Below are 23921 nucleotides of genomic sequence, written 5' to 3' on the forward strand. Positions count from 1 at the left end.
CCGCGCCGTTACAATCACGCGATGATTCCGCACGACCTCACCTTCGTCCTCGGCGGCGCGCGCTCGGGCAAGAGCGCGCATGCCGAGCGGCTCGCCGCCGACAGCGGCCTCCCCGTCACCTACATCGCGACCGCGACCGCCGCCGATGCCGAGTTCGCGGAGCGCATCGCGCACCATCGCGCGCGCCGGCCGGCCGACTGGGGTTTCGCCGACGCGCCCGTCGATCTCGCCGGCACGCTCGCACGGCTCGACGATCCGCACGCGTGCCTGCTCGTCGACTGCCTGACGCTGTGGCTCACGAACCTGCTGTGTCCCGCCGAAGGTGAACCGCTCGATGATGCGCAGTACGCGGCGCAGGTCGAGCGGCTCGAGCACGCGTTGCGCGGCGCGCGCGCGAAGGTGATCGTCGTCAGTAACGAAATCGGGCTCGGCGTCGTGCCGCTCGGATCGGTCACGCGCCGCTACGTCGACGAACTCGGGCGCCTGAACCAGCGCGTCGCCGCGCTCGCGACACGCGTGACGCTGCTCGTCGCCGGGCTGCCGCTCGACCTCAAGACGGGAGCGCCGTCATGCTGATGCTGTCGCTGCCCGTCGTCGCGATGTTCGCGGTTGCGGCCGCGATCGTCGACCGCGCGCTCGGCGAACCGGCCGGCTGGCACCCGCTCGTCGCGTTCGGCCGCCTCGCCGCGCGCATCGAAGGCGCGCTGAACACGGGCCGGCGCGGCCGCGTGATCGGCGTCGCCGCATGGGTCGCGGCGGTCGTGCCGCCGGTCGCCATCGCGGCATGGCTCACGACCGTGCTGCCGTGGCCGCTCGCGGCCGCGCTGCATATCGCGCTGCTGTGGTTCGCGCTCGGCGCGAAAAGCCTCACCGACCACGTCGCGCCGATCGCTGCCGCGTTGCTGCGGCATGACCTCGGCGCCGCCCGCGCGCTGACCGCGCGCATCGTGTCGCGCGACACGAGCGACGCGGACGAGGGCGCGCTGTCGCGCGCGGCCGTCGAATCCGCGCTCGAGAACGGCAACGACGCGATCTTCGGCGCGCTGTTCTGGTTCGTCGTCGCAGGCGGCCCCGGCGCGCTGCTGTTCCGGCTCGCGAACACGCTCGACGCGATGTGGGGCTACCGCACGCCGCGCTTCCTGACCTTCGGCTGGGCCGCCGCGCGCCTCGACGACGCGCTGAACTGGATTCCCGCGCGCCTCACGGCCGCGAGCTACGCGCTGCTCGGCGACACGGCCGCCGCGTGGCGCTGCTGGCGCACGCAGGCGCGCCACTGGGACAGCCCGAACGCGGGCCCGGTGATGGCCGCCGGTGCCGGCAGCCTGAACGTGCAGCTCGGCGGCCCGGCCGTCTATCACGGCGAGATCGAGGATCGTCCCGCGCTCGGCACCGGCGCCACGGCGACCGCCGTCCACATCGTCGCCGCGCTGTCGCTCGTCACGCGCACGCTCGCCCTGTGGCTCGCGCTGCTGGTCGCGAGCGGCGCACTCGCCATGGCCACCCATCATGTCTGACACCCGCATCGCACACGGCGGCAACCTGCATGAGGCTGCACGCCGCCACGGCATTCCGTACGACGCGTGGCTCGACCTGTCGACCGGCATCAATCCGGTCGGCTATCCGGTGCCGCCCGTCCCGGCCGACGCGTGGCGCCGGCTGCCCGACGACGGCGACGGCCTCGCGGCCTGCGCCGCGCAGTACTACCACGCGCCCGATCCCGCACACGTGCTGCCGGTCGCCGGCAGCCAGGCCGCGATCCGCGCATTGCCCGCGTTGCTGCCGACCGGCGACGCCGGCGTCGCGGCGCTCGCATACGGCGAATACGCGCCCGCCTTCGCGCGCCACGGCCATCGCGTCGTCGCGCTCGACATCGACACGGATACGCTGCCAGCGACGTTGCGTCACGTCATCGTCGGGAATCCGAATAATCCGACCGCCGAGTTCGTGTCGGCCGAGCGCCTGCTCGATTGGCACGCGCAACTGGCCGCGCGCGGCGGCACGCTGATCGTCGACGAGGCATTCGCCGATACGGGCGCGACGCGGTCGCTCGCGCCACACGTCGATCGCCCCGGGCTCATCGTGCTGCGTTCGGTCGGCAAGTTCTTCGGGCTCGCCGGCATCCGCGCAGGCTTCGTGCTCGCCTGTCCTGACCGGATCGTCGCGCTGCGCGACATGCTCGGCGCCTGGACGGTCGGCGGCCCTGCCCGCCATGCAGTCGCCGCGGCGTTCGCCGACCGCGCATGGCAGGCCGCCGCCCGCGAACGGCTCGCGGCCGACGGCGAACGGCTGGCCGCCTTGCTGCGCGCGCACGGCTTCGCGGTTCGCGCGACGCCGCTCTTCAGCTGGACCGACGACCCGCGCGCCGCGGCACTGCATGCGGCACTCGCGACACGCGGGGTCTGGACGCGGCACTTCCCGACCCCGTCGAGCGTACGCGTCGGCTTGCCGGGCAGCGAAACGGAATGGCAGCGCCTCGGCGATGCGCTCGCGCACTGCGTGCCGACGCTGCAACGGGACTCCGCATGAATTCATGCACGTTTCAGCGGCTCGCGCCAATCGCGCTATTGGCTGCGTTCGCTTACGCGCCACGCGCCCACGCCGATGTCACGACACGCGACGACGCCGGCAATACCGTCACGCTGCCGGCGCCCGCGCAACGCGTGATCAGTCTCGCGCCGCACGCGACCGAACTCGTCTACGCGGCCGGCGGCGGCGCGAAGCTCGTCGGCACCGTCACGTACAGCGACTATCCGCCCGCGGCGCAAGCGATACCGCGCGTCGGCGACAACAAGGCGCTCGATCTCGAGCGGATCGCCGCGCTGAAGCCCGACCTGATCGTCGTCTGGCGGCACGGCAATGCCGAGCGGCAGACCGATGCGCTGCGCGCGCTGCACATCCCGCTGTTCTTCAGCGAACCGAAGCATCTCGACGACGTCGCGTCGTCGCTGCGCCGGCTCGGCACACTGCTCGGCACGCAACCGGTTGCCGATGCGGCCGCGGCCGCCTATGCGCGCGACATCGCGACGCTACGCACGCGTTACGCTGCGCGAGCGCCTGTCACGATGTTCTTCCAGGTCTGGGATCGGCCGCTGATGACGCTCAACGGTGCGCACCTGATCAACGACGTGATCGAGCTGTGCGGCGGCCGCAACGTGTTCGCATCGCTCAAGCCGCTCGTGCCGACCGTCACCGACGAGGCCGTGCTCGCGGCGAATCCGGAGGCGATCGTGACGACGAGTGCGGGTACGACGCGCGCCGACGAACCACTGCCGAGCCTGGCGCGCTGGCGCACGTGGCCCGCACTGACGGCCGTGGCACGCCACAACCTGTTCGCGATCGACGGCGATCTGCTGACACGGCCGGCGCCGCGGATCGCGCAGGGCGCGGCCGCGCTGTGTGAGGCTCTCGATGCCGCGCGTGCGCGGCGGGCGGTGCGCTGATTTCCGGTGACTTGCGCGGTCATCGCGTGCCAGATGCCCGAGACGAATTGACCGCGCGCTCCGTCGTTCACACGCAGTGGCCAGCGCGCCTATTCGTCCCAGTGCATCACGTCCCACGTTCGCGCGGCAGCATCCGCGCGCAGCCAGACGACACCCCCTGTCGGTACGGATCGCGACAGCAATGTATCGAGCGGCACGCGCAACACATGCGATGCAAACGCGCGGATCACGCCCGCATGCGTGACGACCCACTGCGGCCGGTCGAACTGCGCCACTGCGTCGGCTCGCCGCGCAACCCGCGCGGCAAACCGCGCAACGCTTTCGCCGCCATGCGCGCACGCATGCATCAGGTCGGCCGCCCACGCATCGAGCGCCGCGCGATCGATATCGTCCCAGCGCCGCATTTCCCACGCGCCGAAATCCATTTCCTGCCAGTCCGCGTCGCGCCGCAACGGCACGTCGCATGCCTGCGCGAGCCGTTCGGCCACCGACGCGCAGCGCGTCAGCGGGCTCGTCCAGACCTGTTCGGGAAGCGGCGCGCCGATAGCAGACAGATGCGTACGCACCGCCTTCGCCCCGGCCTCGGCCGGCGTGGCGAGCGGCACGTCGCTGCGTCCGTAGCAGATGCCCGGCTCGATGCCGACGGCCGGATGACGAATCAGGACGACGTCCATCCGAGCACCACGAGATAGATCGCCAGTTCGCACAGTTGCTGCGTGAAGCCAAGACAGTCGCCCGTATAGCCGCCGATCCGCTTCACGAAATAGCGGGCGGCCCACGCGCGCACGAGCACGAGCGCAACGCATGCGGCGACACCCATGCGCCAGTCGGGCCAGAACAGCCAGGGCAATCCGAACAGCGCCGCGACACATGCCGCGCGTGCACCCATCCGTTGCGCGACCGGCTTCGCCTTGCCTTCGGGCCGCACGTAGTCGAGCGTCATCAGCAGGCTCACCGCCGCCGCGCGGCTCGCCGCGTGCGCGGCGATCATCGTCCACGCGGCGCGCAACGGCAACATGGACGCAAGCGCCTGCCATTTCACGCCGAGCGAGATCACGAGCGCGACCGCGCCGAACGTGCCGATCCGCGAGTCGTGCATGATGCGCAGCACGTCGTCGCGCGTATAGCCGCCGCCGAACGCATCGCAGCTGTCGGCCAGGCCGTCCTCGTGGAAGGCGCCCGTGGCGAGCAGCGTCGCTGCCATCGACAACCCGACCGCGATCGACGGCGGCAGCGCGCGCAGCGCAGCGAGATACACGAGCGCGCCCCACACGCCCACGCATGCGCCGACGAGCGGGAAATAGCGCGCGGCCTGGTCGAGATCGCCGGCCGCGTAGCCGATCGCGCGCGGCACGGGCACGCGCGTGAAATAGCCGAGCGCGACGAAGAAGTAGCGCAGTTCGGCCCGCACGCCGCGCGCGCGATCAGGCGTCACGATTGTCGACGCCGGCGGACTCGAAGCTCGCCATCTCCGTGAGGAAGGCGGCGGCCGCCCGCACGAGCGGCAGCGCGAGCGCGGCACCGGTGCCTTCGCCCAGCCGCAGGTCCAGCGCGAGCAGCGGCTTCGCGCCGAAATGCTCGAGCATGCGCCGGTGCCCGGCCTCGTGCGACGTATGCGAGAACACGCAGTAGTCGCGCACGCCGGGCGCAATGCGCTCGGCAACCAGCAGCGCTGCCGTCGCGATGAAGCCGTCGACGAGGATCGTCATCCGCTCGCTCGCGGCCGCGAGATACGCGCCCGTCATCATCGCGATCTCGAAGCCGCCGAACGTCGCGAGCACATCGAGCGGCGCGATCGCGTGCGAGTGCTTGACGAGCGCACGGCCGAGCACCGCGCGCTTGTGCGCGAGACCCTGGTCGTCGAGGCCCGTGCCGCGCCCGACGCACGCGTCGATCGGCACGCCGAGCAGGCGGCTCATCAGGCACGCGGCCGACGACGTGTTCGCGATTCCCATCTCGCCGAAGCCGATCACGTTCGTGCCGAGCGACGCATGCAGGCGCACGCGCGCCGCGCCGGCGGCGAGCGCCGTCATTGCCTCGTCGCGCGTCATCGCCGGCTCTGCGGCGAAGTTGCGCGTCCCGCGTGCGACCGGCAGCGACACGAGCCGGTCGGACAGCGGCAGCGGCGACGCAACCCCCGCATCGACGATCTCGAGCGTGCTTTGCGCCACGCCCGAAAACGCGTTGATCGCCGCGCCGCCGGCGAGGAAGTTCGCGACCATCTGCGCGGTCACCGCTTGCGGATAAGGACTCACGCCCTCGGCGGCAATCCCGTGATCGCCAGCAAACACGATCATCACGGGACGCTGCAGGACCGGCCGCTCGGTATGCTGGATCAGGCCGATCTGCAACGCGACCGCCTCGAGCTGACCGAGGCTGCCGGGCGGCTTGGTCTTGTGGTCGATCACGTGCTGCAGGCGCTTGCGCAGCACCTCGTCGAGCGGCGCGATCGCGGGCGGGAAGGGGGTCGGGGTCGTCATCGAAAAGCCGTGTCGTTGGCGCGGTGTGCGCCGCGCATCGGAAAGGAAAAGGTCATTGTCGCTCGGGCCACGCCGGCAGCAGCGCATCGCGGCCGTTCTCGCGGATCAGCACGAGCGGATAGCCGAACGCGTCGCTCGCGCGCTCGGGCGTCAGCACGTCGTGCACGGGGCCGGCCCATGCGTGGCTGCGGCCGTCGAGCAACAGCGCATGCGTCGCGAAACGCCGCGCGAGATTGAGATCATGGCACGAGAACAGCACCGTGCGCGGGCCCGCGTCGACCCATGCGGCCAGCGCGGTCAGGCAATCGATCTGGTGATGCAGGTCGAGATGCGCGAGCGGCTCGTCGAGCAGCATCGACGGCGCGTCCTGGCACAGCGTCGCGGCCAGCGCGACGCGCTGCCGCTCGCCGCCCGACAGCGACAGCACGTCGCGCGACGCGAGCGCGGTCAGGTCGAATGTCGCCAGCGCGTCGCGCGCGGCCGCGTGGTCGCCATCGCGCTCCCAGCCCCAGCCGCCGAGATACGGAAAGCGGTTGAGCAGCACCGTGTCGAACACGGTCGCGCTGAATGCGTCGTGCAGTTGCTGCGGCATCAGCGCGCGGCGCTGCGCGAGCTGCTCGGGTGGCCATGCGGCAAGCGGCCGGCCGTCGATCTCGACGTGTCCGCCGGCCGGCGGCTGCAGCCCCGCGAGGGTCGCGAGCAGCGTCGTCTTGCCCGCGCCGTTCGGCCCGGCAACGCACCAGATCTCGCCGGGCCGAAACACCTGGGTGAAGCCGTCGAGCAGCGTACGCGCGCCGGCCTTCAGCGTCATGCCGACGGCCGCGTAGTTCATGTCGCCGGCCGTGGCGTGCAGTGCGGCCCCCGTCATCGCATCGGCCTCCTCAACAACATCCACAGGAACACCGGCACGCCGATCAGCGCGGTCATCACGCCGACCGGCAGTTGCGCGGGCGCAATCACGGTGCGTGCGAGCAGGTCGGCCGCCATCACGCCGCCGCCGCCCGCGAGCATCGCGGCCGGCAGCAGCATGCGCTGGTCGTTGCCGAAGGCGAGCCGCAGCGCATGCGGCACGACGAGGCCGACGAAGCCGATCGTGCCGGCCGTCGTCACCGCGGCCGCGGCGGCCAGCGACGCGACGAGATAGATCCGCACGCGCAGGCGCGCAACGGGCACGCCGAGCGCGAGCGCGGTCGCGTCGCCGCGCAGCAGCACGTTCAGTTGCGGCGCGGCCGGCAGCGCGACGCAGGCGGCCAGCAACAACGCACCCCACGCGAACCACGGCGCGGTCACGCCGTTCAGGTCGCCGGTCAGCCAAAAGATGATTCCGCGCAACCGTGCATCGGGCGCGAGCGACAGCAGCAGCGTGACGATCGCGCCCCACCCCGCCGCGATCACGACGCCCGTGAGCAGCAAACGCGGCGATGCGTCGCGCGAATCGCCGCGCCCCAGCTCGCGGCGCGCGAGACCGAGCACGAGTGCGACCGACACGATCGAGCCGGCGAACGCCGACGCATCGACGAGCCACCACGCGCCGCCCGCGATCATCGCGACGAGCGCGAAGCCGGCCGCGCCACCCGACACGCCGAGTACGTACGGCTCCGCGAGCGGATTGCGCAACAGTACCTGCAGCAGTGCGCCGGCCAGCGCGAGCAGCGCGCCGCATGCGAAGCCGGCGAGCGCGCGCGGCAGGCGCAGCGTGCGAACGATATCGGCGAACAGCGCGTCGCCGCCATGCGGCACGAGCGACGCGAGCGCCTGCCATGGCGACATCGGCACGCTGCCGATCGACAGCGACGCGACGAACAGCAGCGCGACCGCCGCCGCCAGCGCGGCCCAGATCGCGGTGGCGCGCGCGGCGCTCATGCCGCGCACGGCGCCGCACACGACGTACCGCGCCCCCGCTTGCGGCAGCGGGCCGGTCGTGACGTGAGCGCCGCGCGGACGATTGGGGTCAGCATCGAAGAAGGTTCCGTGAAGCATTGCGCGCCCCGCCTCCCCGCAGGCCGCGCGTCACGAAGCCCGTGCGGGCTCCCCGTCTCGGCCGGTATCCGGGCTGGCGGCGGTCCGGCTCGCCTTCCCGCGCGATGACGCGCAGTGGCCCGCGTCCGCATGCAGGAGCTGCACGCGAAACGCGCCCGAGCCGGCCTGCGTCACGAGACGCGGCCGCTTACCGTTGCGGGGGCAGCGCAGGTTGGCAGGCTTCCGGCGCCCGCGCCCTGCTTCCCGTTTAACCGCGCGTTCCACGCGCGAGCACCGAGGCGGCGCCAGTTTAGGAGCGGGTCGCGCGAGCGTCAAGGAAGCGTCCGGACACGCACGGGACGCGCTGATTCGCGGCAAGAAGCAGGGGTGTTACGACTGGAAACGTTACAGATGTCGGATTGCGCGTTATTCCGCGCTAAAATGCTGGGTCTTTAGAGGACGCAGCAAATGCTCAACGAACTCGAAACCCTATCTCAAAATATTGGCCGTCTGATTTCGCTAAACAAGCGCTATCACTCGGAACGGCTCGCGCTCGAGGAGCAGGTCGCGCAATTGCGCGCGGATGCGGACGCTGTCCGCGCGGAACTCGCGCAACTGCGCGATGAACGCAATGCACTTGCGGCCGAGCGTGACACGCTGTCGGCAAAGATCGACGACGCCCAGGTGAAACTGAACGCGATTCTCGAAAAGCTGCCGCGCTCGAAAAATGCGGAGCAAGCCGACAACCAGCTCGACCTGCTGGATGCGCAGGCGCGTACGGATGGCGATGACGCGGCCAGCCATGGAGAACATGCATGAGCACCAAGCAGATCGAAGTCTCGATTCTCGGTCAGGCCTATCGGCTCGCCTGCTCGGCCGAGACCGAAGCGGCACTGCTCGAAGCGGTCGCGCGCGTGGACGCCGAAATGTCGAAAATCCGCTCGAACAGCTCGGTACGCGGCACCGATCGCATCGCCGTGATGGCGGCGCTGTCGCTCGCGTCCGAATTGCTGCGGCTGCAAACGAGCGTGCGGCACGGTGAAGCATTTCCCGCGGAGGAAATCCGTCGTACAATGCACCAGATGAACGAACAACTCGGCGCGGTGCTCGCACAGCACGAGACGCAGTAACGTTTCAATCGATGCGTCGATTCCCCTTGATCTCGGCGATCAACGGTGGTCAAATTGGCGCATCGAATCACAGTTCAGTCAGCTTCCCTGCCTGGTTCGCCAAGGTCATATATTCCTTGAACCAATGCCATGTGCACGGTTGCGGAAATTTGTAGCACGGGCGCGCGCGTCACTCTGTCTGATGTACCCGAAGTGCTGCTAACTGCGACCAATTCTGAACCTCAGGTTCAGGATGCCGGCCTAGCGGCCAAGGCGGGGGCCTATCCAACGGCATCGGGCGAAGCCCGGTGCCGTTTTCTTTTGTAGCAGCCTCTTTCTGCGTCGATCACGATCCATGCAATACTGGCTGATGAAGTCCGAACCGGACGAAGCAAGCATCGACGATCTCGCCAACGCACCGCAGCGCTCGCTGCCGTGGACCGGCGTGCGCAACTATCAGGCGCGCAATTTCATGCGCGACACGATGAAGATCGGCGACGGCGTGCTGTTCTATCACTCGAGCTGCCCCGAGCCGGGCATCGCGGGCCTCGCCGAAGTGTCGTCGACGCCCTACCCCGACCCCACGCAGTTCGATCCGACAAGCCCCTATTACGACCCGAAGTCGACGCAGGAAGCACCGCGCTGGCTGCTCGTCGACGTGCGCTACGTGAAAAAGACGCCGCTCGTGCCGCTTGCGGCGCTGCGCGAACACGACGAACTCGCCGACATGCGCGTGCTCGCGCGCGGCAACCGGCTGTCGATCACGCCGGTCACGCGCGCCGAATGGCGCTTCATCACCGAAAAGCTGATGAAGTAGGCGCACGCCAAAGGTCAAATCTGGTCAGGATGCACTGCCGCAACGGAACTCGCGGCACGTTCGCGCGGCCTAAGCAACCGCTGTCGGCCGATCGGGCCGGCTGTCGTTTTTTTCGTCGCGCGGTACGCCCGCGTCGTGCACGCGCAATCCGCGTGCACGCCCTCGCACCAGGAGTCCAACAATGACCAAGAAATCCGCACTCGCGCTGTCGCTCGCCCTTGCCGCCGCCGTTCCCGCCGCGCTGACGCTCGCGTCGACCGCCGCGCACGCGCAAACCGCGAACCCGCACTTTCCGGAGCCGGCAGGCGTGCTGTCGCTGTCGTCGCAGGCCAGCGCGGACGTGCCGCAGGACATCATCCACATCACGCTGTTCTACGAGCAGCAGGCCAAGGATCCAGGCAGCCTCACCGCGCAATTGAACCAGCGCGCCGATGCAGCGCTGTCGCAGGCGAAGGGCGTATCGGGCGTCACTGCACACACGGGCGCATTCTCCGTGTACCCGAGCACCGATCGTGACGGCAAGATCTCCGCATGGCGCGGTCGTACTGAAGTGGCGCTCGAATCGCGCGATTTCGCTGCCGCGTCGAAGCTTGCGGGCCAGTTGTCGAACCTGATGCAGGTCGCGAACGTCGAGTTCTCGCTGTCGCCCGAAGCGCAGCGCGCGGCCGAGCAAAAGCTGACGACCGAAGCGATCAAGTCGTTCCGCGCCCGCGCCGACGAAGCCGCGAAGGCATTCGGTTACGGCAGCTACACGATCCGCGACGTGAACGTCGGCGGCGGCCGCAACGTACAGCCGTACCCGCGCATGATGGCGATGGCCGCGGCGCCGATGGACAGCGCGAAGATGAGCGCGCCGATCGCGGTCGAAGGCGGCAAGGCCACCGTGTCGGTCACCGTCAACGGCTCCGTGCAGATGAAGTAACGCGCAGCGCACGGCAGTCCGAAATGAAAAACGCCGGCCCGAGGGCCGGCGTTTTGCGTTGACCTGCAGGGTGCCGATGCACGCGCCGATCGCACGTGCATCGACATCGCGTCACGCAGCGGCATGCGCCGCGCGGCGGCGATACGCCCAGACCATCAGCGCGACGCCCGCGAGGATCATCGGCAGCGACAGCCACTGCCCCATCGACAGGCCCAGCGCGAGCAGGCCGAGGAAGTCGTCGGGCTCGCGCGCGAACTCGACCGTGAAACGTGCGAGGCCGTAGCCGATCAGGAACAGCGCGGACACGGCGCCCATCGGCCGCGACTTGCGCGCGAAGAAGAACAGCGCGAAGAACAGCGCGATGCCTTCGAGCGCGATTTCATAGAGCTGCGAAGGATGGCGCGGCAGCATCTGGTATTGCATGAACACGTCGGCAAGATGCCACTTCTCGACGAGCTCCGGATGCTTCGGCAACCATGCCGCATCGTCGCGCATCGCGCCCGGGAACAGCATCGCCCACGGTGCCGAAGGGTCGGTCACGCGGCCCCACAGCTCACCGTTGATGAAGTTGCCGAGCCGGCCGGCCGCGAGCCCCGTCGGCACCATCGGCGCGACGAAGTCGGTGACCTGCAGCCAGTGGCGCTTGCGCTGCCACGCGAACAACATCATCGCGAGCGTCACGCCGAGGAAGCCACCGTGAAACGACATGCCGCCTTCCCACACCTTGAATACGTCGAGCGGATGCGAGAAGTAGAAATCGGCCTTGTAGAACAGCACATAGCCGAGCCGGCCGCCGAGCACGGTGCCGAGCACGCCGTAGAACATCATGTCGTCGATGTCCTTCGCGGTCCAGCCCTGCGCCGCGACGTGCGGCAGCTTCAGCCGGATCCGGCCGACGACGATCGCCGCGATGAAGCCGACGAGATACATGAGCCCGTACCAGCGCACGGCCAGCGGCCCGAGATGGATCGCAACGGGGTCGAAATTCGGGTGAATGATCATGGGTTAGCGAAGAAGTTTTCGAATGCGGTACGGCCGTCGCAAACGCGCCGCACCGCGCGTTGGACGGCACCGGCGCGTCATCGTTCACGTCACGTGGCGAGGCCCTGCGCGCGCACGACATCGATGAAGCCGGCCAGCACGGGGCTCACGTCACCGGTGCGCCACACGAGGCCTGTCTCGACGACCGGCGCGTGATCGGCAAGCGGCCGGTAGACCACGCCGGTGCGCCGCAGGTTACGCAGCGATTGCGGCACCAGTGCGACGCCCATGCCGGCCGACACCAGGCTGACGATCGTCTGCATCTGGATCGCCTCCTGGCCGATGTGCGGCGTTGCCCCCGCCGCGCCGTAGCAGCCCGTAATGATGTCATAAAAGCCGGGTGCCAGACGACGCGGAAAGATCACGAGCGGCAACGCGGCAACCTCGGCGAGACGGACGGGCTCGTCTTCCGGCGCATCGCTCGCCGCCGCCGGCATCGCCACCACCAGCGGCTCGCGCATGACGGGCAGGTACGACAGCCCGGCCGCGTGGCGCGGCGGCACGGGCGGAATGACGAGCCCCGCGTCGATGCGCCCCGCGACGAGCTCGTCGATCTGCACGTCGCTCGTCGCCTCCGCGAGTTGCAGCCGCACCTGCGGATAGCGCGCACCGAACGCCCGCAGCAGCGCGGGCAGCAGCCCGTAATCGGCGGTCGACACGAACGCGAGCGACAGCGAGCCGGCCTCGCCGCGCGCGAGCCGTCGCGCCAGCGGCGGCAACGCATCGGCCGCTGCAAGCAGCCGGCGCACGTCCGGCAGCAGCGCCGCCCCGACCGCCGTCAGCGCCACCGAGCGCTTGGTGCGCGCGAACAGCGCGACGCCGAGCGCATCCTCGAGCGCACGGATCGCCTGCGACAGCGGCGGCTGCGTCATCGACAGGCGTTCGGCCGCGCGGCCGAAATGGCGCTCGTCGGCGACGGTCACGAAATAGCGCCACTGGCGCAGGTCGGGAGTCGGATCGGCCATGGCTCTCTCATTCGAAGAACGACTTAATAAGCGACAAATAATATATTGGACATCCCAATCCGGACACTCCATGCTTGACTGATCCGAACCGGCTCGCCGCTCGACGGCGTTGCCCAGACAACGATGGAGTCCCCCATGGCTTACAACCGTCGCTCGAAGCACATCACGCAAGGCGTGGCCCGCTCGCCGAACCGCTCGATGTATTACGCACTCGGCTACCAGAAGGACGATTTCGACAAGCCGATGATCGGCATCGCGAACGGCCATTCGACGATCACGCCGTGCAATTCCGGCCTGCAGCGCCTGTCGGACGCCGCCGTCGCGGCCGTGAAGGCGGCCGATGCGAACCCGCAGATCTTCGGCACGCCGACGATTTCGGACGGCATGTCGATGGGCACCGAAGGCATGAAGTACTCGCTCGTGTCGCGCGAGGTGATCGCCGACTGCATCGAGACCTGCGTGCAGGGGCAATGGATGGACGGCGTGGTGGTGGTCGGCGGCTGCGACAAGAACATGCCGGGCGGGATGATCGCGCTCGCGCGCCTGAACGTGCCGGGCATCTACGTGTATGGCGGCACGATCCGCCCCGGCAACTGGAAAGGCCGGGACCTGACGATCGTGTCGTCGTTCGAGGCGGTCGGCGAGTTCACCGCGGGCCGGATGTCGCAGGAGGATTTCGAAGGCGTCGAGCAGAACGCCTGCCCGACGTCGGGGTCGTGCGGCGGCATGTACACCGCGAACACGATGAGCTCGTCGTTCGAGGCGCTCGGGATGTCGCTGCTGTACTCGTCGACGATGGCGAACCCCGACCAGGAGAAGGTCGATTCGGCTGCCGAATCGGCGCGCGTGCTCGTCGAAGCCGTGAAGCGCGACCTGAAGCCGCGCGACATCATCACGAAGGCGTCGATCGAGAACGCGGTGTCGGTGATCATGGCGACGGGCGGCTCGACCAATGCGGTGCTGCACTACCTCGCGATCGCGCACGCGGCCGAGGTCGACTGGACGATCGAGGACTTCGAGCGCATCCGCAAGCGCGTGCCCGTGATCTGCGACCTGAAGCCGTCGGGGAAGTACGTCGCGACCGACCTGCACCGGGCCGGCGGGATTCCGCAGGTGCTGAAGCTCCTGCTCGACGCGGGGCTGCTGCACGGCGACTGCATGACGATCACCGGCCGCACGCTCGCCGACGAGCTGAAGGACGTGCCGAGCGTGCCGCGCGCGGACCAGGACGTGATCTTCCCGATCGACCGCGCGCTGTACAAGGAAGGCCACCTCGCCATCCTGAAGGGCAATCTCGCGGAAGACGGCGCGGTCGCGAAGATCACCGGCCTGAAGAACCCGGTGATCACGGGCCCGGCACGCGTGTTCGACGACGAGCAAAGCGCGATGGATGCGATTCTCGGCGACCGGATCCGCGCCGGCGACATCCTCGTGCTGCGCTACCTCGGCCCGAAGGGCGGCCCCGGCATGCCGGAAATGCTCGCGCCGACGTCGGCGATCATCGGCAAGGGGCTCGGCGAATCGGTCGGCTTCATCACGGACGGCCGCTTCTCGGGCGGCACCTGGGGGATGGTGGTCGGCCACGTCGCGCCCGAGGCGTTCGTCGGCGGCACGATCGCGCTCGTGCAAGAGGGTGACTCCATCACGATCGACGCGCATCGGCTGCTGCTGCAACTGAACGTCGACGATGCGGAACTCGCGCGCCGCCGCGCCGCATGGCAACAGCCGGCGCCACGCTACACGCGCGGCGTGCTCGCGAAATTCGCGGCGCTCGCCCGCCCGGCGAACCAGGGCGCCGTTACGGGTTGATCCGGGCACGTCAAGCCATGCGACCCCGATAAACATGGCCGCCGGGGAACGCGCAAAACGCGCTTTCCCTTTGCTTCTATAATGCGCGGACCATGTAGCCGGCCGTCCCCGCCGGCGGAGAACCGCATGAAACACTCGATATTGCGCGTCCTGCTCGCCACCTTGCTGATCGGCAGCGGGGCAGCGGCGCGCGCCGACCAGGCCGACGGGCTCGCGCTGGCCCAGCGCAAGAACTGCATGGCCTGCCACGCGATCGGCAAGCCGCTGATGGGCCCGTCGTTCCACGACATCGCCGGCAAGTATGCGCCGCGCGGCGACGCCGTCGATTACCTTGCCCAGTCGATCGTGAAAGGCAGCGTCGGCGTATGGGGCGGCGTGCCGATGCCCGCCAATACGCAACTGACGAACAGCGAAGCCCACACGCTCGCGCAATGGGTGCTGTCGGTGCGCTGATCCGAACGCCCGGGCCGAATAGCCAACCTGCCGGATTCCGGCGACTGGCGGGCATATCCGACTCACCCGTGCAGTACCCCGCCGGTAGCTTCACCGGCCTTTACTGGAATCGCACCCCGCTTTTCAGCGAAACGCCCGTTGCTTAGCCGGAATGACCGGCGCGGCGTCGTGCGATCTCTTCGTCGACCGCGTCGCGGACCCAGTCCATCACCTCGGTTTCCAGCGCCAGCGCCACTTCGCGCGTGATCTGGCCGACCAGCCAGGCCGAGTGCTCATGCAGCGCATCGCGACAGCGGGCTTCGATCGCGTCGCGCCCTTCCCCGGTCAGATAGTTCGTCAGGCGATTGCGCAGGCGCTCGGCGATGTGCTGTGCATCTTCCGGTGTCAGCCCGGCTGCAGCCTGCGCTTCCGGCTGCAGCGCAGCGACTGGTACGACGGCCTCCGGCAGGTGCACTTCACGCGCGTGCCCCACCGCCTCGTGCGCCACCGCTGCGAACGCGGGTAGCGGCACATCGGCGTCGGCCAGCGACGATTGCAGCGGCGCGCGCATTGCCGCCGAATCTTCGGCGACCACGTGCTCCGCGGCGCCGGGTTCGGCCGGCGCGTCGGTCTCGCCCATCGCTGCCGCGGCAGCCGTCGCCACGTCGCCCGGCAGTTCGACCGCCGGCACGTGCGGCGTCGGCACGCATTCGACCACGACGGAATCGGGGTCGCGTTCACTTTGGATGGAATCGGCCGGCGCCGCATCTGCGGCGTGCGGCACGACCACGTCGGTGAGCACCGGAATCGCCGCGTTGGCCGCCCGCTGCGGTACGTCTGGCGCGGGCGAGCGCGCTGGCACCGGCTTGCCCGGCACCAGCACGTCGGTCAGCGTCGGGATCGAGGATGAATCGGCTTCGGTCACGGGAACACTCCGTTGACGGTTGCGGCTAGCTGCCCTGCTTGTAGTTGTTCAGCGCGTAACCGCGGTCGCGGTAGAACCGGTAGCGATCGCGGCCCGCGGCCAGCTCGTCCGGCGCATTGCCGACCACTTCGAGCAGGCGCTCGAAGCGGGCGAACTGCGCGGGCACGGCTGCGCCGAGATTCAGCAGCACGTGATGATGCGGCGCGCGGTCGAGATCCGCGGCCAGCACGATCGGCGTGCCGGCGGCGTGCTCGCTGTCGACACCGCAATGCGGGATGAAATCGAGCGGCGAGAACGTCCAGAGCCGCTCGTCGAGCGCGCGCAGGCGCGCGGGCTCGGCGAGCACGACGACCGGCTGCCCGGCCAGGTAGGCCTTGCGCAGCAGCCGGCACGCGTACGCGAGCGAATCGCCGACGTTCGAGTGGAAATCGATCCGCGTCATTGCCCGCGTACCCGCAGCGTCGTCAACACCGCCATCACTGGCCGGCGCGGTCGATCAGGAACTGCGCGAGCAGCGGCACCGGACGGCCCGTCGCGCCCTTCGCCGCACCACCCTTCCATGCGGTGCCCGCGATGTCGAGGTGGGCCCACGGATAGCTCTCGGTGAAGCGCGACAGGAAGCACGCGGCCGTCACGGCGCCGGCCGGGCGCCCGCCGATGTTCGCGAGATCCGCGAAGTTCGACTTCAGCTGATCCTGGTACTCGTCGTCGAGCGGCATGCGCCATGCCGGATCGTTCGCTTCGCGCGATGCGTCGAGCAGTTCGCCCGCGAGCGCATCGTTCGTCGAGAACAGGCCGCTGTTGTGGCCGCCCAGCGCGATCACGCACGCGCCCGTCAGCGTGGCAACGTCGATCACCGCAGCCGGCTTGAAGCGCTCGGCATACGTGAGCGCGTCGCACAGGATCAGGCGGCCTTCGGCGTCGGTGTTCAGCACCTCGATCGTCAGGCCCTTCATGCTGGTGACGATGTCGCCCGGCTTCGTCGCGTTGCCGCCCGGCATGTTCTCGCAGGTCGGCACGATCGCGACGACGTTGATCTTCAGGCCCATCTCGGCGACCGCACGCATCGTGCCCAGCACGGAACCCGCGCCGCACATGTCGTACTTCATCTCGTCCATGCCCTCGCCCGGCTTCAGCGAGATGCCGCCCGTGTCGAACGTGATGCCCTTGCCGACCAGCACGACCGGCGCGGCCTTCGCCGCGGCGCCCTGGTAGTGCAGCACGATGAACTGCGGCGGCTCGACCGACGCGCGCGCGACCGACAGGAACGAGCCCATCTTCAGCGCCTGGATCTGCTTGAGCCCGAGCACTTCCGCCTTCAGGCCCCAATCCTTCGCGATCTTCTTCGCGGTGTTGCCGAGGTAGGTCGGCGTGCAGACGTTGCCCGGCAGGTTGCCGAGGTCGCGGGTGAGATCCATCCCGTTCGCGAGCGCGACGGCCTGCTTGACCGCGACCTTCGCGGCTTTTTCGTCGGACGGATCGACGCTGAACACGACACGCTTGAGCGTGTGCGACGCCGGCTCCGGCTTGCTCTTCATCTGCGTGAAGCGGTAGGTCTCGTTGCGCAGCGCGAGGATTGCCGCGCGCACGCCCCAGTCGGAGCTGCGCTCGTCGACCGGCAGTTGCGCGAGCGTGAACGTGACCTGGACGACCTTGGTCGCCAGCAGCGCGCGCCATGCGGCCGCCACGGCGTCGTTATAGGCTTTCTGATTGAAAGCATCCTGCTTGCCGAGGCCGACGAGCAGCACGCGCGACGCGCCGATGCCCGACACTTCGTGCAGGAACAGCGTCTTGCCGCGCTTGCCGTCCATGTCGCCGGCCTTGATCACGCGCGAAATCAGCCCCTTGGTGGCCGTGTCGATATCGAGCGCCGCGCCCGACAGGGTCTGCGCCTCGAAGATGCCGAGCACGATGCAGTCGGACTTCCCGGTCAGGAACCCCTTCGCCTCGCCTTTGCTCCAATCACAGCCTTTTATGCTAAAGTCCATCGCGCTTGTCCTCGGATAAAATCTGGGCTAAGGATGAAAGCCGCAATTATCCGCTATTTTTCCCGTGGCGGCGCGAGCGCTCCACCACGCGTGCGCAGCCTCCCGCCCTCTTCTCATCAAGAATGATCTTCGAACGCTCCCTCCAGCGCGAGCTTGCGTATACGGCTGGCGCCGTGTTCATGGTGCTGCTCACGATCATGCTCACGACGATGATGATCCGCATCGTCGGCTACGCCGCGTCCGGTGAAATCGATCCGCGGGACGTCCTCGTGCTGATCGGCCTCACCGTGATCGGCTACCTCGCCGTGATGCTCGTCGTCACGCTGTTCGTGTCGATCCTGTTCGTGCTGACCCGGTGGTACCGGGACTCCGAAATGGTCGTGTGGCTCGCGTCCGGCGTGAGCCTCACGCGCCTCATCAAGCCGATCGGCGTGTTCGCCACGCCGATCATCCTGCTGATCGCCTTCTTCGCGTTCGTCGGCTGGCCGTGGTCGAACCAGCAAAGCAAGATGATCAAGGCGCGCTTCCAGCAGCGCGACGAGATCTCGCTGCTCGCGCCGGGCCAGTTCCGCGAATCGGCCTCGAACCACCGCGTGTTCTTCATCGAGAAGATGACGCCCGACCAGAGCAAGGTGCAGAACGTGTTCGTGACCTCGACCGAGAACGGCAAGGTCAACGTGGTCGTGTCGCAGACGGGGCACACGGAAACGCGCGACGGCAGCCGCTTCGTCGTCCTGGAGAACGGCCGCCGCTACGACGGCACGCCCGGCCAGCCGAATTTCAAGATCATGGAGTTCGAGCGCTACGGCGTGAAGATCACGAGCACCCCGGTCACCAACGTGCAGACCACCAACAGCACGCCGACGCCGGATCTGCTGCGCAACCCGACGAACGACAACCTCGCGGAATTCGCGTGGCGCGCGGGGCTGCCGCTGATCGCGATCAACCTGATGGTGCTCGGCATCCCGCTGTCGTACCAGAACCCGCGCCGCAGCCGCACGATCAACCTCGTGATGGCCGTGCTGATCTACCTCACGTACTCGAACCTGCTGAACGTGGTGCAGTCGCAGATCGAGCAGGGCAAGATGTCGTTCGGCGTCGGTCTCGTCGGCCTGCATCTGGTCGTCGCGGCGATCGTCGCGTTCATCTTCTGGTTGCGCGTGCGCAATCGTCCGCTGTTTACACGCGCGCTGTTCGGCCGCTCGGGAGCATGATCGATGCGGCTCTATGAAAAGTACTTCGCGCGACAGATCTACGTCACGTTCGTCTTCATCCTGTTCGCGTTCTCGGGCCTGTTCTTCTTCTTCGACCTGATCAGCGAACTGAACTCGGTCGGGCACGGCAACTACAAGTTCGGCTACGCGGTGCTGCGCGTCGCGCTGCAGACCCCGTCGCGCTTCTACGAAATCATCCCGGTCGCCGCGCTGATCAGCGCGATCTACGTGTTCGCGCAGATGGCCGCGAACTCGGAATTCACGATCTTCCGCGTGTCGGGCCTCGCGACCAACCAGGCGCTGCGCTCGCTGCTGAAGATCGGCGTGCCGCTCGTGATCGTCACCTACCTGATCGGCGAATTCGTCGGCCCGTACGCCGACCAGCTGTCCGAACGCGTGCGGCTGCAGGCGCTCGGTGCATCGGTGTCGTCGAACTTCCAGTCGGGCGTGTGGGTGAAGGACACGCTCGCGGCCCGTGAAAACGGCGAGCAGGTCACGCGCTTCGTCAACGTCGGCAGCCTGTCGCCCGACTCGACGATCAGCAACGTTCGCATCTACGAATTCGATTCGAAATTCCAGCTGCGCAACGTGCGGATCGCGCAGACGGGCCGTTACGAGCCGCCCGGCCACTGGCTGCTGAAGGGCGTCAACGAAACCGAGCTGACGCCGATCAAGCCGATCGCCGGCCAGCCGGCCGACGCGCTGAACCCCGTGTACCGGTCGCAGCAGGTATCGCTGCCCGAATACCGGTTGCGCTCGGACCTGACGCCGCAGATCCTGTCGGTGCTGCTCGTGTCGCCGGATCGCATGTCGATCATCAACCTGTTCCGCTACATCCAGCATTTGCGCGAGAACCAGCAGGACACGCAGCGCTACGACATCGCGCTGTGGCGCAAGCTGCTGTATCCGTTCGCGGTGTTCGTGATGCTCGTGCTGTCGCTGCCGTTCGCGTACCTGCACACGCGTGCGGGCGTGGTCGGCGTGAAGGTGTTCGGCGGCATCATGCTCGGCATGAGCTTCCAGCTCCTCAACACGCTGTTCTCGCACATCGGCACGCTGAACACGTGGCCCGCGCCGCTCACCGCGGCGACGCCGGGCCTGATCTATCTCGCGCTCGGCCTGTTCGCGCTCAAGTGGGTCGACCGGCACTGAGCGCCGCGTCACGACGGAGGGTTCGACATGAGTTCGCACGGCATCATCCTGTTCGGCCACGGCGCGCGTGACCCGCGCTGGGCCGAGCCGTTCGAACGGCTCGCCGCGCGGCTGCGCGGCGCCCCCTCCCCCGCCGCACATGTGTCGCTCGCGTTTCTCGAACTGATGACGCCGTCGCTCGGTGACGCGGTCGCCGAGCAGGTCGCGGCCGGCTGCACGCACATCACCGTGGTGCCCGTGTTCTTCGGCCAGGGCGGCCATGTCCGCCGCGACCTGCCGCAGCTCGTCGACGCGTGCCGCGCCGTGCATCCGGGTGTCGAGATCCGCTGCGCGACGGCCGTCGGCGAAGACGACGGCGTGCTCGACGCGATCGCGCGCTACTGCATCGGCCAGATCGGCGACGACGCGTAAATCACGCCGTCACGGCCCACAAAGAAAAAGCGCCGGCCTCCGCCAGCGCTTTTTTCATTTGGGACTCCAGCCGGATTCCGCTCAGGCCGCATTTCGCAGCGCATCGCCCGCTTTCGCCTGCCCGGCGCGCTCGGCGAACGCATCGCCGATCATCAGCAGGCTCGGTTCCGCAGGATCGAGCCACGCCTGCGCGTCGCCCGCCGCCATCTGCCCGAGCGTCAGCGTCAGCGTGCGTTCGCGCGCGGTGCTGCACGCCTCGACGATCGCCACCGGCGTCGCCGGCGCACGGCCCGCGTCGATCAGTTCCTGCGCGATGCCGGGCGCGCTGTCGCGGCCCATGTAATAGACGATCGAATCGGCGCGCGCGGCTTCGCGAATCTCGTCGCTGCCCGGCGCGCGGCTGTGCGTCGCGAACGCGACGCTGCGCGACACGCCGCGCAACGTCAGCGAACGCTTCAGCGTCGCCGCGCCGGCCAGCGCCGCGGTGATGCCCGGCACGACCTCGTAGTCGATGCCGGCCGCTTCCAGCGCGCGCATCTCCTCTTCGGCGCGACCGAACAGCATCGGGTCGCCGCCCTTCAGCCGCACGACGCACGCGTGCTCGCGTGCCGCATCGACGATCTGCTTGTTGATGAAGTGCTGCGCGGTCGAGCGCTGCCCGCAGCGCTTGCCGACGGCGATCCGGCGCGCATTCGGCGCGTAGTCGAGCATCGCGGGCTCGACGAGCGCGTCGTGCAGCACGACGTCCGCCTGCTCGAGCAGCCGCGCGCCGCGCACCGTGATGAGGTCGGCCGCGCCCGGCCCTGCTCCGATCAGATACACCTTGCCCATGTTTGTCGCTTCGCCTTCCAGCGGGCGTCGGCTCCGGCCCGCGCCGCCGCGAAGCGGCGCGGTTGCCCGGTCATGCCGAGAACGCCCGGATCATCCCTGCGGCGACCGTGTGATGCGTCGCCTCGTCGATCAGCACGAACGCACCGGTACCCGGATGCGCGTCGTACGTGTCGCACACGATCGGCTTCTGCAGCGTCAGCGCGACGCGGCCGATGTCGTTCATCTTCAGATCGTGACGGTCGGTCGCGTGCGACAGCGTGTGCACGTCGAGCACCTGCCTGACGCCGCCGATCTTCGCGAACACCGTGCTGGTGGTCTGCTTCAGCAGGTATTTGCGCTGCGGCGACAGCGGCGTCTCGTCGAACCAGCACAGATCGGCTTCGAGCTTCTTCGCCGGCTCGACCGGCTCGCCGGACGTGACGAACATGTCGCCGCGCGACACGTCGACGTCTTCCGCGAGGCGGATCGTCACGGTCTGGCCCGCGAATGCGTGCGGCACGGACGCGGTGCCGCCCGGCACCGGCGCGACGATCTCCGCGATCGTCGCCGTGCGGTTCGACGGCAGCACGACGATCTCGTCGCCGACCTTCACTTCGCCCGACTCGATCCGGCCCATGTAGCCGCGGAAATCGTCCGCCGAGCTGCCGTCCTGGCGCGCGACCCATTGCACCGGGAAGCGCAGCGCGTCATGCGCCTGCGTCTCGACCGGCAGCGATTCGAGCACGTCGAGCAGCGGTTCGCCCGCGTACCACGGCATGCGCTCGCTCGCGCCGACGATGTTGTCGCCCTTCAGCGCCGATACCGGCACGAAGCGCACGTCGCTCAGGCCAAGCTGCTTCGCGAGCGTGACGTATGCGTCGCGGATCTCGTTGAAGCGCGCTTCGCTGTAGTCGACGAGGTCCATCTTGTTGATCGCGACGATCACGTGCTGCAGCCCGAGCAGCTTGACGATCGCGCTGTGGCGCTTGGTCTGCGGCAGGAGTTGCACGACACCGTTTTCGACCGTGATGCGCGTCGCGTCGATCAACACGATCGCCGCGTGCGCGGTCGATGCGCCCGTCACCATGTTGCGCGTGTACTGCTCGTGGCCCGGCGTATCGGCGATGATGAACTTGCGCTTCGCGGTCGCGAAGTAGCGGTACGCGACGTCGATCGTGATGCCCTGCTCGCGCTCGGCTTCGAGGCCGTCGGTCAGCAGCGCGAGGTCGAGCTCGTCGCCGACCGTGCGCTTGTTCTTCGCACGCGACAGCGCGGACAACTGGTCGGACAGCACGGCCTTGCTGTCGTACAGCAGGCGGCCGATCAGCGTGCTCTTGCCGTCGTCGACGCTGCCTGCGGTAATGAAGCGCAGCACGCCGAGGTCTTCGGTGTTCTCGATGATGCTCATGATGTGAATGTCCTCGTGTGCTTCAGAAATAACCTTGCTTCTTGCGCTGTTCCATCGCGGCTTCGGAGGCCTGGTCGTCCATCCGGGTCGCGCCGCGCTCGGTGATCTCGGTCACCGCCGTCTCGGCGATGATCTTCTCGACGTCGTCCGCGTCGCTCTCGACCGGGCACGTGCAGGAAATGTCGCCGACCGTGCGGAAGCGCACCTGCGCGAGCTCGCTCGTCTCGCCGTCACGCATCGGCGTGAGCGGCGTGACGGGCACGAGCAGCCCGTTGCGGCGCACGATCTCGCGCTGGTGCGCGTAATAGATCGACGGCAGTTCGAGGTTTTCGCGCGCGATGTACTGCCACACGTCGAGCTCGGTCCAGTTCGAGATCGGGAACACGCGCAGGTGTTCGCCCTTGTGCAGGCGGGCGTTGTACAGGCTCCACAGTTCCGGGCGCTGCGCCTTCGGATCCCACTGGCCGAATTCGTCGCGGAACGAGAAGATGCGTTCCTTCGCACGCGCCTTCTCTTCGTCGCGGCGCGCGCCGCCGATCAGCGCCGTGTAGCCATGCTGCTCGATCGTCTCGAGCAACGTGACGGCCTGCGCGGCATTGCGCGAATCGGTTTCGCGGCGCAGCACGACCGTGCCGCGCTTGATCGAATCCTCGACGTGGCCGACGACCAGTTCGGCGCCGAGTTCTTGCGCGCGGCGATCGCGGAAGTCGATCACTTCTTCGTAGTTGTGGCCCGTATCGATGTGCACGAGCGGGAACGGCAGCGTCGTCTTGCGGTTCGCGCCGAGGCCGAATGCCTTCAGCGCCAGATGCAGCACGACGACCGAATCCTTGCCGCCCGAGAACAACAGCGCCGGCTTGCTGCATTCGGCGACCAGTTCGCGCAGGATGTGGATCGACTCGGCTTCGAGCCAGTCGAGGTGGCCCATGCGGTTGTCGGCACCGGCGGGCGGGGCAAAGGCGGATTGCTCGAGCGTCGTGCTCATGATTTCAGTCCTTCTCTTCTGGGTTCGTGCCGCCCGCTGTCGCAGGCGGCGCAA

At 68.5% G+C, this 23921-nt stretch carries 26 protein-coding genes, 1 other RNA gene and 1 riboswitch; of the genes, 14 read left to right on the forward strand and 13 right to left on the reverse strand.

Going from position 1 to position 23921, the window contains the following annotated elements; all coding sequences use genetic code 11:
• Positions 1-21: 21 nt before the first annotated feature.
• From cobU to CFB43_RS13630, 4 genes are read left to right on the forward strand one after another with little or no spacing between them, the layout of a single operon-like run.
• Positions 22-576 (forward strand): bifunctional adenosylcobinamide kinase/adenosylcobinamide-phosphate guanylyltransferase, encoded by a 555-nt coding sequence (gene cobU / locus CFB43_RS13615; protein WP_089495432.1) that lies wholly within the window; start codon positions 22-24, stop codon positions 574-576.
• Positions 570-1514, forward strand: coding sequence for an adenosylcobinamide-phosphate synthase CbiB (gene cbiB, locus CFB43_RS13620; RefSeq protein ID WP_089495433.1), 945 nt, complete (start codon positions 570-572; stop codon positions 1512-1514). Before cobU ends, cbiB begins: the two co-directional genes overlap by 7 nt.
• Positions 1507-2526 carry a threonine-phosphate decarboxylase CobD gene (gene cobD / locus CFB43_RS13625; protein WP_089495434.1) on the forward strand — a complete coding sequence of 340 codons (1020 nt, stop codon included), beginning with the start codon at positions 1507-1509 and terminating at the stop codon, positions 2524-2526. Before cbiB ends, cobD begins: the two co-directional genes overlap by 8 nt.
• Positions 2523-3440, forward strand: coding sequence for a cobalamin-binding protein (locus CFB43_RS13630; protein ID WP_089495435.1), 918 nt, complete (start codon positions 2523-2525; stop codon positions 3438-3440). The genes cobD and CFB43_RS13630 overlap by 4 nt, the downstream gene beginning before the upstream one ends.
• Positions 3441-3529: 89 nt before the next feature.
• On the opposite strand, the gene cobC is transcribed toward CFB43_RS13630, so the two are convergent.
• The 5 genes from cobC to CFB43_RS13655 are packed head-to-tail and all read right to left on the reverse strand — an operon-like array spanning position 3530 to position 7900.
• Complete coding sequence (gene cobC / locus CFB43_RS13635) at positions 3530-4114, reverse strand: alpha-ribazole phosphatase (RefSeq protein ID WP_089495436.1); 585 nt, start codon at positions 4112-4114, stop codon at positions 3530-3532.
• Positions 4099-4875 (reverse strand): adenosylcobinamide-GDP ribazoletransferase, encoded by a 777-nt coding sequence (locus CFB43_RS13640; protein ID WP_089495437.1) that lies wholly within the window; start codon positions 4873-4875, stop codon positions 4099-4101. The genes cobC and CFB43_RS13640 overlap by 16 nt, the downstream gene beginning before the upstream one ends.
• Complete coding sequence (gene cobT / locus CFB43_RS13645; protein ID WP_089495438.1) at positions 4865-5920, reverse strand: nicotinate-nucleotide--dimethylbenzimidazole phosphoribosyltransferase; 1056 nt, start codon at positions 5918-5920, stop codon at positions 4865-4867. The genes CFB43_RS13640 and cobT overlap by 11 nt, the downstream gene beginning before the upstream one ends.
• 52 nt (positions 5921-5972) lie before the next feature.
• Positions 5973-6788 carry an ABC transporter ATP-binding protein gene (locus tag CFB43_RS13650; RefSeq protein WP_089495439.1) on the reverse strand — a complete coding sequence of 272 codons (816 nt, stop codon included), beginning with the start codon at positions 6786-6788 and terminating at the stop codon, positions 5973-5975.
• Positions 6785-7900: a FecCD family ABC transporter permease gene (locus CFB43_RS13655; RefSeq protein ID WP_089495440.1), complete on the reverse strand. Its 1116-nt coding sequence runs from the start codon at positions 7898-7900 to the stop codon at positions 6785-6787. The genes CFB43_RS13650 and CFB43_RS13655 overlap by 4 nt, the downstream gene beginning before the upstream one ends.
• A gap of 42 nt (positions 7901-7942) precedes the next feature.
• Positions 7943-8193: riboswitch (cobalamin riboswitch) on the reverse strand.
• Between the two features lie 154 nt (positions 8194-8347).
• Here CFB43_RS13655 and CFB43_RS13660 point away from each other — a divergent pair.
• The 5 genes from CFB43_RS13660 (at position 8348) to CFB43_RS13680 (ending at position 10727) form a co-directional block, all read left to right on the forward strand.
• On the forward strand, positions 8348-8698 hold the full coding sequence (locus CFB43_RS13660) for an ATPase (RefSeq protein ID WP_089440812.1): 351 nt from the start codon (positions 8348-8350) through the stop codon (positions 8696-8698).
• Positions 8695-9009 (forward strand): cell division protein ZapA, encoded by a 315-nt coding sequence (locus CFB43_RS13665; protein WP_011352906.1) that lies wholly within the window; start codon positions 8695-8697, stop codon positions 9007-9009. Before CFB43_RS13660 ends, CFB43_RS13665 begins: the two co-directional genes overlap by 4 nt.
• An 81-nt stretch (positions 9010-9090) precedes the next feature.
• Positions 9091-9272, forward strand: a non-coding RNA gene (ssrS, locus tag CFB43_RS13670) — 6S RNA.
• 71 nt (positions 9273-9343) lie between these two features.
• Positions 9344-9805 (forward strand): EVE domain-containing protein, encoded by a 462-nt coding sequence (locus CFB43_RS13675; protein ID WP_089495441.1) that lies wholly within the window; start codon positions 9344-9346, stop codon positions 9803-9805.
• A 181-nt stretch (positions 9806-9986) separates the two neighbouring features.
• Positions 9987-10727 (forward strand): SIMPL domain-containing protein, encoded by a 741-nt coding sequence (locus CFB43_RS13680; RefSeq protein WP_089426114.1) that lies wholly within the window; start codon positions 9987-9989, stop codon positions 10725-10727.
• 111 nt (positions 10728-10838) lie between these two features.
• On the opposite strand, the gene lgt is transcribed toward CFB43_RS13680, so the two are convergent.
• Together lgt and CFB43_RS13690 are read right to left on the reverse strand one after the other, a co-directional pair.
• Positions 10839-11729, reverse strand: a complete 891-nt coding sequence (gene lgt / locus CFB43_RS13685) for a prolipoprotein diacylglyceryl transferase (protein ID WP_069248621.1) — start codon at positions 11727-11729, stop codon at positions 10839-10841.
• A gap of 89 nt (positions 11730-11818) precedes the next feature.
• Positions 11819-12733 carry a LysR substrate-binding domain-containing protein gene (locus tag CFB43_RS13690; RefSeq protein ID WP_089495442.1) on the reverse strand — a complete coding sequence of 305 codons (915 nt, stop codon included), beginning with the start codon at positions 12731-12733 and terminating at the stop codon, positions 11819-11821.
• 135 nt (positions 12734-12868) lie between these two features.
• On the opposite strand from CFB43_RS13690, the gene ilvD reads away from it, so the two are divergent.
• Positions 12869-14542 (forward strand): dihydroxy-acid dehydratase, encoded by a 1674-nt coding sequence (ilvD, locus tag CFB43_RS13695; protein ID WP_089495443.1) that lies wholly within the window; start codon positions 12869-12871, stop codon positions 14540-14542.
• Positions 14543-14668: 126 nt separating this feature from the next.
• Positions 14669-14995 carry a c-type cytochrome gene (locus CFB43_RS13700; RefSeq protein WP_089426118.1) on the forward strand — a complete coding sequence of 109 codons (327 nt, stop codon included), beginning with the start codon at positions 14669-14671 and terminating at the stop codon, positions 14993-14995.
• Between the two features lie 142 nt (positions 14996-15137).
• On the opposite strand, the gene CFB43_RS13705 is transcribed toward CFB43_RS13700, so the two are convergent.
• The 3 genes from CFB43_RS13705 to CFB43_RS13715 are packed head-to-tail and all read right to left on the reverse strand — an operon-like array spanning position 15138 to position 17887.
• Positions 15138-15899, reverse strand: a complete 762-nt coding sequence (locus CFB43_RS13705; RefSeq protein WP_089495444.1) for a DUF2486 family protein — start codon at positions 15897-15899, stop codon at positions 15138-15140.
• A 25-nt stretch (positions 15900-15924) separates the two neighbouring features.
• Positions 15925-16341: a DNA polymerase III subunit chi gene (locus CFB43_RS13710; RefSeq protein WP_039368072.1), complete on the reverse strand. Its 417-nt coding sequence runs from the start codon at positions 16339-16341 to the stop codon at positions 15925-15927.
• A gap of 34 nt (positions 16342-16375) precedes the next feature.
• Complete coding sequence (locus CFB43_RS13715) at positions 16376-17887, reverse strand: leucyl aminopeptidase (protein ID WP_089495445.1); 1512 nt, start codon at positions 17885-17887, stop codon at positions 16376-16378.
• Between the two features lie 122 nt (positions 17888-18009).
• Between CFB43_RS13715 and lptF the strand changes: the two genes are divergently transcribed.
• From lptF to CFB43_RS13730, 3 genes are read left to right on the forward strand one after another with little or no spacing between them, the layout of a single operon-like run.
• Positions 18010-19101: an LPS export ABC transporter permease LptF gene (lptF, locus tag CFB43_RS13720; protein WP_089495446.1), complete on the forward strand. Its 1092-nt coding sequence runs from the start codon at positions 18010-18012 to the stop codon at positions 19099-19101.
• Between the two features lie 3 nt (positions 19102-19104).
• Positions 19105-20253: an LPS export ABC transporter permease LptG gene (lptG, locus tag CFB43_RS13725; RefSeq protein ID WP_089440819.1), complete on the forward strand. Its 1149-nt coding sequence runs from the start codon at positions 19105-19107 to the stop codon at positions 20251-20253.
• A 27-nt stretch (positions 20254-20280) separates the two neighbouring features.
• Positions 20281-20664, forward strand: a complete 384-nt coding sequence (locus CFB43_RS13730) for a sirohydrochlorin chelatase (protein ID WP_089440820.1) — start codon at positions 20281-20283, stop codon at positions 20662-20664.
• A gap of 81 nt (positions 20665-20745) precedes the next feature.
• On the opposite strand, the gene cobA is transcribed toward CFB43_RS13730, so the two are convergent.
• From cobA to cysD, 3 genes are all read right to left on the reverse strand, one after another.
• Positions 20746-21495, reverse strand: a complete 750-nt coding sequence (gene cobA, locus CFB43_RS13735) for a uroporphyrinogen-III C-methyltransferase (protein ID WP_089440821.1) — start codon at positions 21493-21495, stop codon at positions 20746-20748.
• 70 nt (positions 21496-21565) lie between these two features.
• Positions 21566-22882, reverse strand: coding sequence for a sulfate adenylyltransferase subunit 1 (locus CFB43_RS13740; RefSeq protein WP_089495447.1), 1317 nt, complete (start codon positions 22880-22882; stop codon positions 21566-21568).
• Positions 22883-22904: 22 nt separating this feature from the next.
• Positions 22905-23867 (reverse strand): sulfate adenylyltransferase subunit CysD, encoded by a 963-nt coding sequence (gene cysD, locus CFB43_RS13745; RefSeq protein ID WP_034192618.1) that lies wholly within the window; start codon positions 23865-23867, stop codon positions 22905-22907.
• Positions 23868-23921: the final 54 nt, after the last annotated feature.

The sequence above is a fragment of the Burkholderia sp. AU15512 genome, assembly GCF_002223325.1.
In the GTDB taxonomy this organism is placed as follows: domain Bacteria; phylum Pseudomonadota; class Gammaproteobacteria; order Burkholderiales; family Burkholderiaceae; genus Burkholderia.

Bases quoted from the DNA above. Each gene is read 5' to 3' on its own strand.
- cobU (WP_089495432.1), top strand. From the start codon at position 22: ATGATTCCGCACGACCTCACCTTCGTCCTCGGCGGCGCGCGCTCGGGC.
- cbiB (WP_089495433.1), top strand. From the start codon at position 570: ATGCTGATGCTGTCGCTGCCCGTCGTCGCGATGTTCGCGGTTGCGGCC.
- cobD (WP_089495434.1), top strand. From the start codon at position 1,507: ATGTCTGACACCCGCATCGCACACGGCGGCAACCTGCATGAGGCTGCA.
- CFB43_RS13630 (WP_089495435.1), top strand. From the start codon at position 2,523: ATGAATTCATGCACGTTTCAGCGGCTCGCGCCAATCGCGCTATTGGCT.
- cobC (WP_089495436.1), bottom strand. From the start codon at position 4,114: ATGGACGTCGTCCTGATTCGTCATCCGGCCGTCGGCATCGAGCCGGGC.
- cobT (WP_089495438.1), bottom strand. From the start codon at position 5,920: ATGACGACCCCGACCCCCTTCCCGCCCGCGATCGCGCCGCTCGACGAG.
- CFB43_RS13650 (WP_089495439.1), bottom strand. From the start codon at position 6,788: ATGACGGGGGCCGCACTGCACGCCACGGCCGGCGACATGAACTACGCG.
- CFB43_RS13655 (WP_089495440.1), bottom strand. From the start codon at position 7,900: ATGCTTCACGGAACCTTCTTCGATGCTGACCCCAATCGTCCGCGCGGC.
- CFB43_RS13660 (WP_089440812.1), top strand. From the start codon at position 8,348: ATGCTCAACGAACTCGAAACCCTATCTCAAAATATTGGCCGTCTGATT.
- CFB43_RS13665 (WP_011352906.1), top strand. From the start codon at position 8,695: ATGAGCACCAAGCAGATCGAAGTCTCGATTCTCGGTCAGGCCTATCGG.
- CFB43_RS13675 (WP_089495441.1), top strand. From the start codon at position 9,344: ATGCAATACTGGCTGATGAAGTCCGAACCGGACGAAGCAAGCATCGAC.
- CFB43_RS13680 (WP_089426114.1), top strand. From the start codon at position 9,987: ATGACCAAGAAATCCGCACTCGCGCTGTCGCTCGCCCTTGCCGCCGCC.
- lgt (WP_069248621.1), bottom strand. From the start codon at position 11,729: ATGATCATTCACCCGAATTTCGACCCCGTTGCGATCCATCTCGGGCCG.
- CFB43_RS13690 (WP_089495442.1), bottom strand. From the start codon at position 12,733: ATGGCCGATCCGACTCCCGACCTGCGCCAGTGGCGCTATTTCGTGACC.
- ilvD (WP_089495443.1), top strand. From the start codon at position 12,869: ATGGCTTACAACCGTCGCTCGAAGCACATCACGCAAGGCGTGGCCCGC.
- CFB43_RS13700 (WP_089426118.1), top strand. From the start codon at position 14,669: ATGAAACACTCGATATTGCGCGTCCTGCTCGCCACCTTGCTGATCGGC.
- CFB43_RS13710 (WP_039368072.1), bottom strand. From the start codon at position 16,341: ATGACGCGGATCGATTTCCACTCGAACGTCGGCGATTCGCTCGCGTAC.
- CFB43_RS13715 (WP_089495445.1), bottom strand. From the start codon at position 17,887: ATGGACTTTAGCATAAAAGGCTGTGATTGGAGCAAAGGCGAGGCGAAG.
- lptF (WP_089495446.1), top strand. From the start codon at position 18,010: ATGATCTTCGAACGCTCCCTCCAGCGCGAGCTTGCGTATACGGCTGGC.
- lptG (WP_089440819.1), top strand. From the start codon at position 19,105: ATGCGGCTCTATGAAAAGTACTTCGCGCGACAGATCTACGTCACGTTC.
- CFB43_RS13730 (WP_089440820.1), top strand. From the start codon at position 20,281: ATGAGTTCGCACGGCATCATCCTGTTCGGCCACGGCGCGCGTGACCCG.
- cobA (WP_089440821.1), bottom strand. From the start codon at position 21,495: ATGGGCAAGGTGTATCTGATCGGAGCAGGGCCGGGCGCGGCCGACCTC.
- CFB43_RS13740 (WP_089495447.1), bottom strand. From the start codon at position 22,882: ATGAGCATCATCGAGAACACCGAAGACCTCGGCGTGCTGCGCTTCATT.
- cysD (WP_034192618.1), bottom strand. From the start codon at position 23,867: ATGAGCACGACGCTCGAGCAATCCGCCTTTGCCCCGCCCGCCGGTGCC.